The sequence below is a fragment of the Roseibium alexandrii DFL-11 genome, assembly GCF_000158095.2.
GTDB classification, from domain to species: Bacteria; Pseudomonadota; Alphaproteobacteria; order Rhizobiales; family Stappiaceae; genus Roseibium; species Roseibium alexandrii.
This window is the reverse complement of the sequence record NZ_CM011002.1, coordinates 5154035-5167268: the sequence shown is the minus strand read 5'-3', so window position 1 is coordinate 5167268 and position 13234 is coordinate 5154035. Positions and strand designations below refer to the sequence as shown.

The 13234-nt window shown below is 55.7% G+C and carries 14 protein-coding genes; 4 read left to right on the top strand and 10 right to left on the bottom strand.

Going from position 1 to position 13234, the window contains the following annotated elements:
- Position 1 precedes the first annotated feature (1 nt).
- The 4 genes from SADFL11_RS23825 to SADFL11_RS23810 all read right to left on the bottom strand — a co-directional run bounded on the left by SADFL11_RS23825 (position 2) and on the right by SADFL11_RS23810 (position 5018).
- The gene (locus tag SADFL11_RS23825; protein ID WP_008194119.1) at positions 2-589 is read right to left on the bottom strand and encodes a thymidine kinase; all 588 of its coding nucleotides are present in this window, start codon (positions 587-589) and stop codon (positions 2-4) included.
- A 114-nt stretch (positions 590-703) separates the two neighbouring features.
- Entirely contained in the window at positions 704-1786 is a 1083-nt protein-coding gene (locus tag SADFL11_RS23820; RefSeq protein WP_209002695.1) for an endonuclease/exonuclease/phosphatase family protein, read from the bottom strand.
- Between the two features lie 189 nt (positions 1787-1975).
- Positions 1976-4060, bottom strand: a complete 2085-nt coding sequence (gene uvrC, locus SADFL11_RS23815; RefSeq protein ID WP_407690685.1) for an excinuclease ABC subunit UvrC — start codon at positions 4058-4060, stop codon at positions 1976-1978.
- On the bottom strand, positions 4014-5018 hold the full coding sequence (locus SADFL11_RS23810) for a calcium/sodium antiporter (RefSeq protein ID WP_134853123.1): 1005 nt from the start codon (positions 5016-5018) through the stop codon (positions 4014-4016). The genes uvrC and SADFL11_RS23810 overlap by 47 nt, the downstream gene beginning before the upstream one ends.
- A 323-nt stretch (positions 5019-5341) precedes the next feature.
- Here SADFL11_RS23810 and SADFL11_RS23805 point away from each other — a divergent pair, with 323 nt between their 5' ends.
- Positions 5342-6007: an outer membrane protein gene (locus SADFL11_RS23805; RefSeq protein ID WP_008196153.1), complete on the top strand. Its 666-nt coding sequence runs from the start codon at positions 5342-5344 to the stop codon at positions 6005-6007.
- Between the two features lie 108 nt (positions 6008-6115).
- Here the strand turns inward: SADFL11_RS23805 and SADFL11_RS23800 are convergent, their stop codons facing one another.
- Positions 6116-7021: a branched-chain amino acid aminotransferase gene (locus SADFL11_RS23800; protein ID WP_008190089.1), complete on the bottom strand. Its 906-nt coding sequence runs from the start codon at positions 7019-7021 to the stop codon at positions 6116-6118.
- 248 nt (positions 7022-7269) lie between these two features.
- Here SADFL11_RS23800 and SADFL11_RS23795 point away from each other — a divergent pair, with 248 nt between their 5' ends.
- Genes SADFL11_RS23795 through SADFL11_RS23785 form a run of 3 tightly spaced genes read left to right on the top strand, consistent with a single transcriptional unit; the run spans position 7270 to position 9975 of the window.
- Positions 7270-7827, top strand: coding sequence for a MarR family winged helix-turn-helix transcriptional regulator (locus SADFL11_RS23795; protein ID WP_008188619.1), 558 nt, complete (start codon positions 7270-7272; stop codon positions 7825-7827).
- Positions 7828-7871: 44 nt separating this feature from the next.
- Positions 7872-8570, top strand: a complete 699-nt coding sequence (locus SADFL11_RS23790) for a response regulator (protein WP_040450897.1) — start codon at positions 7872-7874, stop codon at positions 8568-8570.
- Between the two features lie 10 nt (positions 8571-8580).
- Entirely contained in the window at positions 8581-9975 is a 1395-nt protein-coding gene (locus SADFL11_RS23785) for an ATP-binding protein (protein WP_008193445.1), read from the top strand.
- Between the two features lie 31 nt (positions 9976-10006).
- On the opposite strand, the gene SADFL11_RS23780 is transcribed toward SADFL11_RS23785, so the two are convergent.
- The 5 genes from SADFL11_RS23780 to SADFL11_RS23760 all read right to left on the bottom strand — a co-directional run bounded on the left by SADFL11_RS23780 (position 10007) and on the right by SADFL11_RS23760 (position 13121).
- Positions 10007-10348, bottom strand: a complete 342-nt coding sequence (locus SADFL11_RS23780; protein WP_040450898.1) for a tRNA-binding protein — start codon at positions 10346-10348, stop codon at positions 10007-10009.
- Between the two features lie 59 nt (positions 10349-10407).
- Positions 10408-11112, bottom strand: coding sequence for a TetR/AcrR family transcriptional regulator (locus tag SADFL11_RS23775; protein WP_008196129.1), 705 nt, complete (start codon positions 11110-11112; stop codon positions 10408-10410).
- Positions 11113-11195: 83 nt separating this feature from the next.
- The gene (gene proC, locus SADFL11_RS23770; protein ID WP_008193075.1) at positions 11196-12014 is read right to left on the bottom strand and encodes a pyrroline-5-carboxylate reductase; all 819 of its coding nucleotides are present in this window, start codon (positions 12012-12014) and stop codon (positions 11196-11198) included.
- Positions 12011-12511, bottom strand: coding sequence for a type III secretion system chaperone family protein (locus SADFL11_RS23765; RefSeq protein ID WP_008190119.1), 501 nt, complete (start codon positions 12509-12511; stop codon positions 12011-12013). The genes proC and SADFL11_RS23765 overlap by 4 nt, the downstream gene beginning before the upstream one ends.
- A gap of 343 nt (positions 12512-12854) precedes the next feature.
- Positions 12855-13121 (bottom strand): accessory factor UbiK family protein, encoded by a 267-nt coding sequence (locus SADFL11_RS23760; RefSeq protein WP_008191654.1) that lies wholly within the window; start codon positions 13119-13121, stop codon positions 12855-12857.
- Between the last annotated feature and the right edge of the window lie 113 nt (positions 13122-13234).

Here is a 13234-nt window from a genome sequence, read left to right as displayed (position 1 = left end):
CTTATTGCTTGTTTCCAAGATCACGGCCCGACCAGTGGCGGCGGCAAAGGGAGATGTATTTATCATTTCCGCCTATGACAACCTGATCCCCTTCATCGACGATATTGCCGTCCCCGTCCAACCGGGCAACCATCGTCGCCTTGCGGCCGCACCAGCAGATCGTCTTGATCTCCTTAAGATTGTCGGAGATCGCCAGCAAAGCAGCACTTCCCGGAAATAGTTTGCCCTGAAAATCAGTCCGCAAGCCGAAACACATCACCGGTATGCGAAGGCCATCTGCAACGCGTGCCAGTTGCCAAACCTGTTCCTCGGTCAGGAACTGGGCCTCATCGACCAATACCGCGTGGATCTCGCGCTCTTTTCGAACAGCATCCACATGCGCGTAAACGTCATCGGCGGAGGAAAAAATATCCGCAGCGGCGGCCAGCCCGATTCTGGATGCGATCCGTCCCTTGCCTGCCCGGTCATCCAAAGCCGCGATCAGCAACAGCGTGTTCATGCCACGTTCTTCATAGTTGTAAGCAGCTTGCAGCAAAGACGTGGATTTGCCCGCGTTCATGGACGAGTAGTTGAAATAGAGTTTGGCCATCGGGCTTTCTTCAGGAATCGGTCAAAAGGTTGCCGCAGTCTTTCCAATCCGATGCCTGAGCTCAATTGTTTTCTGACCCGCCGCGCAGGCTATCCCCGCCCTGTTGTGCGGAGATTAGTTTTTAGCCTGCTCAGGGAGTTGAAGCGTAACCAGAAGCGGCCGGTGATCTGACCCGATGTGCGGCCCTAGGGACACATCGACGATGCCAATATCCTTTGAGACAGCGACCTGATCGACCGGGGAGCCCAGGATCCAGCGCAAGCGATAGTCAAAGAAGTATCGCGTCACCTGTGGGATACCGTCTGGATAGGCCGTGGCAAGGTCATTGGCTTCCAGTGACCTTTGGAACCTCGCCGACCACGGAGCACTGTTCCAATCACCAATGGCGATCAGCGGTGTGGCATCACTTTCAAGCCGTTCGGCAATCACCGCGTCCATCTTATCAAAATAAGCGCGCTTGTTTTGCCAGCGACGAGCTGTGCGCGGACTGTCAGAATGGACAGAAACCAGGTCCACGGTCTGGCCTTCAATGTTTATCGAGAATGATAGGATTTCGCGATCTGCGTTGTAATGGACGCTTGCGCCTGGTGGCGTCACACCCGGGATGACCAGTGAAGAAGTGTCTTCAATTGGAAAGCGGGAAAAGATCACCAGCTCTCCAAGGTCGCCAACCAGCAGATGCTCCGGATAAACACTGGTATTTGGTCCGCCGATCGGCAAACCACGCTGATGCCACCGCCACTTTTGAAGGTTCCAGAGCGTTTCCTGAAACACGATGATGTCGGGATCGGCTTCCTTTAGGTAACCGGTCAGCACCAGATCTCCGAGAAACAGAGCTTCCAGGTTGATTGAGACAATCTTGATTTCCCGAGTATCTCCGGAAGAAGTGAGCAACGGCACCGTATTTTCAACAGTCCGCAAACCGGTCAGGACTGCCAAGGCTGTGGTGGCAACGGCCGCAATCACGACCAGCAACCGGTAAACCCCGCGGAAACTCCGGACAAACCAAAAGCCGGCAAACGCACAGAGCGTACCGCCAATCCCTCCATATAAAAACTGCCAGAGGAAAAAGCTCATGTTGTCGGACAACCAGTAGTCCGGCGCAAAAAATGACGACAAACCAAGAGACGCGGCGAACACCGCGCCCAGACCGCAGCACCAAGCCGCCAGAACGAGGAGCGGGCGGCCAAATTTCACCACCCTCTCAAACATCAGTGATCCGGCTTTTTGAGCTGTGTTGGTTCTGCTGGACGCGCAATACGGTTATGCCTTCTCAAGAACGAAGCGTGCCTTTGCCATTTACAGACTTCACCGTCAAAGCACCAGCCAGTTCAACCGTTTTGCCGAACCACTCTGCCGGGACTTATATGCCATTTGGCGGATAAATTACTCATGAAAGTGGTCGTAGACCAGACGGGCGATGGCTTCGGAGATCCCTGGCACGGCAGCAAGATCATCGACCCCGGCTTTGGAGACCGCTTTTGCGGTCCCGAAATGAGAGAGCAACGCCTTCTTTCGGGTGGGTCCAACACCGGCAATCTCGTCTAGCGGGTTCTTAGCGATGTCCTTTTTACGGCGGGCCCTGTGGGAACCGATTGCAAACCGGTGCGCTTCATCCCGAAGGCGCTGAACGAAATAAAGGACAGGATCCCGCTCCGGCAGCATAAACGACGGTTTGCCAGTGATGAAAAACTTCTCCCGGCCCGCGTCCCGGTCCGGCCCTTTTGCAATACCGACAAGCGGCACATCGGTCAGGCCAAGCTCTTCAAGTGTCTCCCGCGCAGCCGTGAGCTGTCCCTGCCCGCCATCTATCAAGACCAGATCCGGCCAAGCTGGCACATCCGTGTTGACCGGTGCATCGGCCTCTTCCGCTTCCGGTGTATCTGTGGGTTTGGACGTTTTACTGCCCTCTGGCCGGGCATGCTCTTTCATAAGCCGTGAAAACCGGCGCGTCAGGACTTCCCGCATCATGCCGTAGTCGTCGCCGGGAACCAGATCTTCCGATTTTATGTTGAACTTCCGGTAGTGCGCTTTTGCAAATCCTTCAGGGCCCGCAACGATCATGCCGCCAACAGCATTGGTCCCCATGATGTGCGAGTTGTCGTACACTTCGATACGGCGCGGAGGGGTTGCCAGGTCGAAAGCTTCCGCCACACCTTTGAGCAACCTTGCCTGACTTGAGGTTTCCGCAAGCCGCCGCCCCAAAGCTTCGCGCGCGTTCGTCATGGCGTGCAGGACGAGTTCTTTCTTCTCGCCGCGCTTGGGAACCGTCACCTCGACCTTGCGACTCATACGCTCACTCAAGGCTTCTCCCAAAAGCTCTTGCTCACCAAGCGGATGGGACAACAGGATCTGTTTGGGCGCTGGCTTGTCGTCGTAGAACTGGGCCAGGAAGCTTTCCAGAATGTCAGCCTCGTCCCAGGACTTGTCGGCCTTCGGAAAATAGGCCCGGTTGCCCCAGTTCTGTCCTGTACGGAAAAAGAACACCTGAACACAAGACTGCCCGCCCTCCTGATGGATTGCAAAGACATCTGCTTCGTCCACCGTCTGAGGATTGATGCCCTGATGCGCCTGAACATGGGAAAGTGCTGCCAAACGATCCCGGTAGATCGCCGCCCGCTCGAATTCCAAATCAGCAGAAGCGGTTTCCATTTGGGAAGCCAACTGTTCCTTGATCAGTTGGCTGCGCCCGGACAAGAACGCTTTGGCTTCTGAGACGAGGCCCGCATAGTCTTCCGGCGCGATTTCCCCCGTACACGGTCCGGCGCAGCGCTTGATCTGGTATTGGAGGCAAGGCCGTGTCCGGTTTTCATAATAGCTGTCCGAACAGGTCCGGATCAAAAAGGCCTTTTGCAGGGCATTGATCGTCCGGTCGACGGCCCCAGCCGACGCGAACGGGCCGAAATAGTCGCCCTTGCGCTTGCGAGCCCCCCGGTGTTTGACGATGGCCGCAGATTCATGATCACCGGTGACTAGAATGTAGGGGAATGACTTGTCGTCCCGCAAAAGCACATTGAAGCGCGGCCTGAACCTTTTGATCAGGTTGGCTTCAAGCAGCAGGGCTTCCGGTTCGGTGTTGGTGACGACAAATTCCATCGCGGTCGTCACAAGGATCATGCGCATGATCCGGTTCGATTGCCCCTGGAGGCGGGTGTAACTGGTCACCCGTTTCTTCAGGCTTCGCGCCTTGCCGACGTAGAGAACCTCTCCGTTTTCATCGAGCATGCGGTAAACACCTGGCCCGTTGGGCAGACGCTTGACCTCGCGGGCGATGACTTCAACACCCTTCAGAACCAGCGCATCCTCAGCGCCTTTCGAGTTTTCTGTTGAAGTATCGGTTTCGGACACGTCGCCCATGCTGGTCCTTTTGTGAGGATCGGAGAGTATTGGTCTGAAGTCATCTGAAAGGCGTGGTTCGCCTGACTCAGCCGGCATAGCCCAGCATGTAAACGCTGGCGATGTAAAGGCCATATGCGGCTGTCATGACGAATCCTGAAATCCGGCCAAGACAGACCTTGAACCCCGCCAGCGCCGTCAGCAGCACCGCACAGGCGAGCATCACCCAGATGTCGAGCTTTAGTACCTTCTTGCGGGACATCGATTGAACAACGACGGCCGTGATCCCGATAATTGCGAGAAGGTTGAAGATATTCGACCCGATGACATTGCCGATCGCCACCGCCCCATGCTGCCGGATCGCGGCCATAACAGTTGTTGCCAATTCAGGAAGGGAGGTTCCAAGCGCAATCACAGTCAGACCGATCACCGCATCGCTCACGCCCCAAGCCGATGCGATGGTGGTTGCTCCGCTGATTGTAAAATGCGCACCAAGCGGCAAACCGACAAGACCCAGGCCAATGTAGATGAGCGCGACCCAGATGGAATCAGGGACGTCATCGACGTCCTCCAGTTCATCACCAGTTTCCATGGCCTCTGCGGTAACGTCCGCGCCGGCAGCCGCAGCTTTTAGATCTTTCCGATGGCGCCTGGCTGCAATCGTAGAGCCACCAAGAAACACGGCCAACAATGCCAAAAGAAGAACGCCGTCCCACAATCCGATCGGAGTAAAAAAACAAAGCGCAATGAAAACAAGCGTCACCGCGACCATGAAGATAGCAGTCCGGGTGGCCCCCTGTTCACCGCACGGTGTTACGGCAATCAGCGCCGGCAAGCCCAAAACCAGAAGGACATTAGCGATGTTGGACCCAACCACATTACCGATTGCAATCCCGCTGGCATTGTCGAGCGCTGCCTTCAGCGAGATGACCAGTTCCGGAGCTGATGTACCGAAAGCAACAATCGTCAGACCAATGACGAGGTTGGGAATGCCAAGCCTCTGCGCGACCCCGACAGAGCCTCTGACCAAGACATCGCCGGCAATGATGAGTGCAACCAATCCACCTGCCAGGCTTAAATAGTCAAACAGCATTCTGAGTTCCGGTTCGGGTCTGAGGGTTGAAATACGGCAGATTTGGGATCGCCGTTCTTCCGACTGGGCGCGTTATACGCAATAGATTGGTGCGGGGAAAGCGTGGAACAAGGATCTTTCTTGTCCAGTCACTGCAAATCGCAACGGCCTTAATCTTCGGTTCACACTGACAGAAATTCGCCACCAATAGTCATCAAAACTCCACAATGTCTGACCCGATCCGCCACAAACAATCGCCATATCTCCAATCAGGGGGAAGGTGTGGACGCGGCATGACGCCCGTCTTGAATTGAATGAGTTAGTGTGGATCTGGAGTATTTTCAATGAACCGTCTTGCACTTGCAGGTTTTGCCCTCACCGCTAGCGCTGCAGGAGCACTGGCTGCCGACCTGCCGCAGTCACCTGCACCGGCGCCGGCATATGATGCCGTCCCGGCAGGGCAGCAAAGTATCGACTGGACCGGATTTTACGTTGGTACTCAGCTTGGCTGGGCTTTCGGTAACTTCGACAACAGCACCGGCGGCGCAAGCAGCAGCTTTAGCAACAATGGTGTCGGTGGCGGCGCTTATGCCGGATACAATTTTCAAGTCACTCCGAACGTTGTCGTCGGTCTGGAATCCGATTTCAGCCTGACTGATCTGGAAAAGAGCGGAACCGTTAACGGTCTGTCCCTCAAATCCAGCTCTGACTGGAACGCAAACTTCCGTGGCCGTCTTGGCTACGCGTTTGACCGCTACATGATCTATGGTGCGGGTGGTTTGGCAATTGCCGACCTGGAAGCAACAGCCAATGGCGTCTCCGACAGCAAAACTGCTCTCGGCTGGACGTTGGGCGCTGGTGCTGAAGCCGCGATCACGCAAAATGTCGTTGCCCGCTTCGACTACAGCTACCAGGATTTCGGCGATCAGGACTTCAACCTCGGTGGAACCGGTGTCAGCACCGAGTTCAATGACCACCAGGTTCGGGCCGGTATTGCCTACAAGTTCTAAACCTGGAATTCAGGCCAACCCAAAAGAAAACCCGGCGCAGGCGCGCCGGGTTTTCTTTGTTGCACATTCCGCGGCTGAACTCGCCGAACTCGATCTCTTTGGGAGCAATCAGCCGGTCGCTGCAGTTTTCATCTCGCCAACTTGCGGACGGACGGCCGCGTCATAGTCCTCCATCAGCGTCTTGATGATGTCACCAACGACATAGCTGTTTCCGGCGATTTCAGACACCGGCGTCACCTCGGCAGCTGTCCCGGTGACAAAACACTGCTCGAAGCTTGAAAGCTCTTCCGGCATGATCACCCGTTCAACCACCTCAATGCCGCGGTCCCTGGCAAGACCGATCACCGTCTGGCGGGTAATCCCGTTCAGGAAGCAATCTGGCGTCGGCGTATGGATCTCGCCATCTTTTACGAAAAACACGTTTGCACCAGTTGCCTCGGCAACCTGGCCGCGCCAGTCGAGCATGAGAGCATCCGTGTAGCCCTTCGCTTCGGCGGCATGTTTGGAAATCGTGCAGATCATGTAAAGACCGGCAGCCTTGGCCTTGAACGGAGCCGTTCTCGGATCCGGACGGCGATAATCCGCCATATCAAGCCGAATACCTTTCAAACGCTCTTCGGGCGCAAAATAGCTCGGCCATTCCCATGCGGCGATCGCAAGGTGAATGGTGTTCTTCTGAGCGGAAATGCCCATCATTTCACTGCCGCGCCAAGCGACGGGGCGAATATAGGCATCCGCGAGGTTCATACGTGCAAGGGTTTCTTCCTTGGCAGAATTGATCTGCTGCGCCGTCCAGGGAATTTCAAACCCAAGCTCACGGGCAGATGCCAGCAGACGCTCGGTATGCTCTTCGGACTTGAAGATACGTCCGCCATAGGCGCGTTCACCTTCGAACACGCTGCTTCCGTAGTGCAACCCGTGGCTCAACACATGCAGCTTGGCATCGGACCAGGGCACAAACGCGCCATCATACCAGATATCACCCGTCAGCTGATCAAAGGGCTGTGCAGCCATGTCTTAAACTCCCGCCCGCTCTCCTGAGCGTGTTTTCATTTTTCAGTCGCGTTTTCAATCGGCTCAGGCGTACAACGGCCCATTGAATGGCTGTATCTTTTGCACAGCACGCCAACTATCGGTATCTTGAGAAGCGCGCCGTTCCTGATTGGATTCGTTTGTCGTTAAATGCTCAAAAAAGCAACAAAACGACCAATCATTTCGCACACCGTGGTCAACAAGTAACAATCGGTCCTAAATAAGTCAATATGACTGACATAAATTTCAAAGCGTCCCTGCCCACCAAATCCAAGCTTGTGAGCCAATCCGAACCGGCAGGAGACAATGACGGAACCGCAAATGCAGTTCCCTACGATCTGATCGAACTTTTGTTTTTTGCCTATCGCGATTTTACCGGCGATCCGGATGATGTTCTGGCAGAGTATGATTTCGGCCGTGCCCATCACCGCGTTCTACATTTTGTGGAACGCAATCCGGGGATCATGGTGACCGACCTGCTGGGCATTTTGAGGATCACCAAACAAAGCCTCGGACGGGTACTGAAACAACTGGTCGACGCAGACATCATCGAGCAGCGTGAGGGGCCACACGACCGCCGCCAGCGCCTCTTGTACACGACTGAACGTGGCCAGGTGCTTGCGGACGACCTTGCCCGCCTGCAGCAAAAACGCCTTGAACGCGCCCTAATTGGACTGCCAGATGGAGCCGATGTGATTGTCCGGCAATTCTTGTTGCAAGTCATTGATCCTGAAGCCAGGAACGACATTCTCGGGCTGATCCGCAGTTCATATGAATTGAAAGACTGATCTGGCCTCCGCCGGGTTCATCGTTGGGAAGGACAAAAGCGCCGATGACTGTGACCGCTCCTGATGACAACGCTCCTCATCTCCTACTGGTCGATGACGACAGCCGGATCCGGGATCTTCTTGGACGGCTGTTGAAAGACAATGGATATCGCGTGTCTGCCGCTGCGAATGCGGCCGAAGCCCGGATTTGCCTGTCCGGGTTGGAGTTTGATCTGATCATTCTCGACGTCATGATGCCGGGTGAGACCGGAACGGAACTGGCAACTTCACTCCGGGAAACGTCACAGGTTCCAATCCTGATGCTGACGGCAAGAACTGATGCTCCCGACAGGATCGCCGGCCTGGAGGCCGGTGTCGACGATTACCTCGGCAAGCCGTTTGAACCGAAAGAATTGTTGCTCCGCATCGGTGCCATTCTGCGCCGAGGCCAATACCAGCCGCCGACGACGGTGACCGAAATCCGCTTCGGGCCGTTTTGCTACAACACGTCCCGGGGGGAACTCAAAAACGGCGACAGCTCGATCCGCCTGACCGACCGCGAGAAACAGATCCTGTCGATATTCGCAGAACAACCCGGCGCCACCGTTCCGCGGCACAAGATTGTCGGCGATGACAGTGGCCTTGGTGAACGCACGGTCGACGTCCAGATCAACAGGTTACGCCGAAAAATCGAAGACGATCCAGGCAACCCGGTCTACCTGCAAACAGTTCGGGGCATCGGCTACCGGCTTGCGTGTGACTAGGGCCTGTTGAATGGCGAGTATTGAAAGCTTTCTTCAGCGGTATGCAGCTTTTCTGCCCGTCAAGGCTGTTCATCGCGGCTATCGCCGCGTCTCCCGGTTTCTTTACCGGGTCATGCCGAAAGGCCTTTACACCCGAACCTTTCTAATCATCGTGATCCCGGTTGTCATACTGCAATCGGTGATCGCCTTCGTCTTTATGGAGCGGCACTACCAACTTGTGTCGCGACGCATGTCCGAAGCCGTGGTTCGTGAGATCGCTGCCGTGGTCTATGTTCTGGAGAACTACCCGCAAGATCCTGAGCATACCAAGATCGAAGAACTCGGCGCCCGGGCGCTTGGCATGTCCATGTCGATCCTGCCGCTGGAGCCCCTTCCGCCTCCGGCTCCAAAACCGTTTTTCGATGTCATTGATCAGGAGCTCAGTAAGGCGATCAGCCAACGGATCGGCCGGCCATTTTGGATCGATACCGTCGGCCGGTCGCGGTTTGTCGAAATCCGTATTCAGCTGCAAAACGAAGTCTTGCGGGTCTTTACGCGCCGCAGCCAGACCTTTGCATCAAACTCCCACATTTTCCTTGTGTGGATGTTTTCAACGGCCCTTGTTCTGATCATCATTGCGCTCTTGTTTTTGCGCAATCAAATGCGCCCGATCATCCGTCTTGCAAACGCGGCCGAGGCTTTCGGTAAGGGCCGCCCGGTCGGCGATTACAAGGCAAGCGGAGCTCTGGAAGTCCGGCGCGCAGGGGTCGCCTTTGCGGACATGCGCCGGCGGATCGAACGGCAGATCGACCAGCGGACAACTATGCTGGCCGGTGTGAGCCATGACCTGCGTACCATCCTGACCCGTATGCGGTTGCAGCTTGCGTTTCTTGGCGACACGCCGGAAAGCGAAGCCATGCGCAAGGACGTGGATGAAATGAGCAACATGCTGGAGGACTATCTGGCGTTTGCCAAAGGCGATGGCGATGAGGAACCGCAAGAAACCGATGTAGCCCTTCTTTTCGAAGAGCTTGAAGAAGAAAGCGAGATTTCCGGCAACGACGTCAAAGCCAGTTTCGATGGCCCCTCTGAAGTTTTGCTTCGCCGGAACTCAATGAAACGGTGCCTCTCAAACCTTGTGACCAACGGCTGCAAATACGGGCAGAGCGTGGAGCTCAATGGAACTATTGAGCATGACTGGTTGATCATCACCGTCGATGATGACGGACCCGGCATTCCCGAAGATCAGCGCGATATGGCGTTTCGCGCTTTTCACCGGCTTGATCTGGCACGCAACCAGGACAAGACCGGAAGCGGCCTTGGCCTTGCTATCGCGCGCGACATCACTCGGTCACACGGCGGCGATCTCTACCTGGAAGATAGCCCGATTGGCGGACTTCGAGCCCGCCTCAGAATCCCGGCTTAAGTAACAATGAGATTTTTTAGGGCCTGAGGACCTAATATAGCCGCCCGCCGATCGGCACGTCCTTGTCGGGGGTCATCAGGACAACTCCCCCATCCGCGTCTGGGACACCGAGCGTCAGGACCTCAGACCTGACAGGTCCAATCTGGCGCGGTGGGAAGTTGACCACCGCCATGACCAAGCGGCCAACAAGCGTATCCGTTGTGTAGTTTTTCGTGATCTGGGCAGAGGTTTTCTTGATCCCGATGTCGGGTCCGAAATCGATTCTGAGTTTATAGGCAGGTTTCCGCGCTTCGGGAAACTCCTCGGCCTCAACAACGCGACCCACTCGGACGTCAACTTTCAAAAAATCATCAAAACTTATTTGGTCACTCACGGTTCACTCCATTTTTGAGCGACCATGATCGCTAAACCAGCAGGAGTAAACCCCGGAGATCAAGCACCCTGCTCAGACGGCATCGGCGTTTCGGTGTCGGCAGCAAAATCATCTTCGTCCCGGGCCCTGTTGCGGCTCTGGCCGCGCCTGGACGCGGACTTGATGAATTTGCGCAAACCCTTTGCCATTCCTTCCAACCGGTTCAGACGCTTCATGAAGGACACGCCATTGTCGAGTTCTTTATCGAGGCGCGACATGGTCCGCGGCATGCCTTCATCCGGTTCGTCCAACCAGGTGGCTACGACCTTTGCAAACGCCATTACAAGCCCTTGGGCAACCACTGTGCCTTTCGCTCCAGACAGATCTATCCCCGCGGCCACAAGCATCCATTTCTGCGAGCGTATGGCAATGCGATTGAATTCAAGTGCCAGGCCCGGGTCTTCATCGGCTGCGGTTTTGAGAGCCCGGACGGCCTCCTTATGATCTGCCAGAGCATCGATGCGGGTCATCAGGATATCGAACAGACGGTCCCGCGCAGGTTGATCATCCATACCCTCGTCGCGCTCGTCCAAAACCGCTGCGTCAATGCTCTCCGCAAATGCTTCGACCAGAGCGAGTTTGGACGTGTACGCGCGCCGCAGGTCCGACAATTTGACTTTGGCGGTCTCGGCAATCAGCTGAAGCGAGACTTCCTCGTAGGGATGCTTTTCAAGCAACTCCAGAAAAACGGTGAGGATCTTCTGCTTTGTTTTCGCAGTTGCCATGCTCTGGTCTCCTGTTTCATTCTTCGAAGATAGGAGACCAGCGATGCGGCGAAAAGGGGTATCTCGCCGCACCCATTCCGGTTTTAGCCCGCCAGTTCCTTTGCCCGTTTCACAGCCGCGGCGACTGCCTCGGTCATGATGGGCTGGATTCCACGTTCAGACATCAGAACATCCAAAGCGGCAGCGGTCGTTCCGTTCGGGCTGGTAACGTTCTTACGCAAAATCGCCGGGTCCTCGCCAGACTGGTGCATCAATTCACCGGCTCCGCAGACCGTGGCAATGGCCAGCTGCTCCGCAAGTTCTTCCGGCAAGCCTGCAGCTGTTCCAGCTTCTTTCAGCGTTTCTGTCATGTAAAAAACATAGGCTGGCCCCGAACCGCTAACGCCGGTTACGAGGTCAATCTGGTCCTCGCTGTCCAGCCAAACGACCTTGCCAACGGCAGAAAGCAGCTGGGAGATCGTGTTCTTTTGCTCGTCGGTAACCTTTTCGGTTGGGTAAACTGCGGTAATGCCGCGTTTCACCATGGCAGGCGTGTTCGGCATGCACCGTGCCGTTGGGATGTCTCCGAAAAACTTCTGAAACTTGCGCACAGGCGTTCCGGCGGCGACGGAGAGAATAAGCGTGCTTGCGTCGCAGGCGGACACCAAACCCGGCAGCACATCATCCATCATCTGGGGTTTAACGGCCACCAGGATGATTCCGGAGACCACATCATCCGGCATCTGTGCGGCATGACCTATGCCATGTTTTTTCAAAAGCGCACCGATTTCCGGCGATAAAAAGGGGTCAACAATGAGGATGGATGCCGGATCAATTCCCTCCGCCATCCATCCAGACAACATCGCTCCACCCATCTTGCCAGCGCCGACAAGAACAAAGGGGCGCTCTTTGGAAAACGTCATGCTTCTCCTGCAGTTTCAAAAAGGGCTGTACTGAGGGCCTCCGACGCGGAGTGGCCAGCCCAGACCACAAACTGGAAGGCTTGATAGAACCGCTCGCAGTTCTCAAGCGCATTGGCCAGCATGGCCTCGATTTGCGCCGAAGTCGGCTCCGCCCCGCCTGCGAGCAGAAGGGATTGGCGGAACATGACCACGCCTTCCTTGCTCCAGAGATCGAAGTGGCCCGCCCAGAGTTGTTCATTGACGAGCGCCAAGAGCCGGACAACCTCGGTCTTTCTGAGCTCCGTCACCTTCAAGTCGAAGGCGCACGCCAGATGGAGCGCCTCAACATCTTCCATCCAGGAAAAGGAGACGTGGTAATCACACCAATTTCCAGCAATCGAAATTGTGATCTCATCGTCATCTGAGCGCTCGAACGTCCAGTCGTTCAAGGCTGCAACAGTTTCGATGGTATCCACGGGATTCTCAGGTCGCTCGAAGTCGATCTCGATGAGGCTCATATGCACTCTCCCCTTCCAGCCGGGGCCGAATACCCGATTAGGATAACCGGGTGGGCCGCCGGGGTAAGTCCCAAGCCGAGGAGCAACGCGCGTCCTTATCTGGCCCAATCGTTAGACCGGTTCCGCCTTGCTCCGACGAATCCCTGTTAGCTTTGAGTATAGGTGCAGGAAGGACTTAAGGCCTACCTACCAATTTCGAGCAGAAAGCCGAAACTTGTGGACGAGTGAGCAGAAAGTTTAGCCTTCCTGCCCAAAAACACTGCAATTCCGCCGGGTTTGACTGTTACATCACTGACATCATTGATTAACAGAAATCGGCCGAGAACAGTCGTATAACGACCGCTTAACTCTTATCGGGGGCCTTTTCACCGGTTCCTTCGAGTGCAGCGAGTCGTTCTTCCACTTCATCAAGGCGATCAAGAGCGCGGACTGCCATCTCTTTCACGGCCTCATGCTCTTCACGCGAAACAAGATCCATGTCGGAAAGAAAGCGCTCCGCCTGGGCGCGAAATGCTGTCTCAACCTCGCGGCGCGCGCCTTGGGCAACACCGGCAGCATCGGTCATCAGCTTTGCGAAATCATCCAGCAGGCGATTTGGGCCTTGGGTCATGCCCTGCTCCTTTCAAGTATTAAATGTCTACCCGACAGGTATGAGGGTTTAAGGTGAACTTCAAGCGCTTAGATCAGTGAACATCTGCCAATACGAACGATATATCAGTTTGC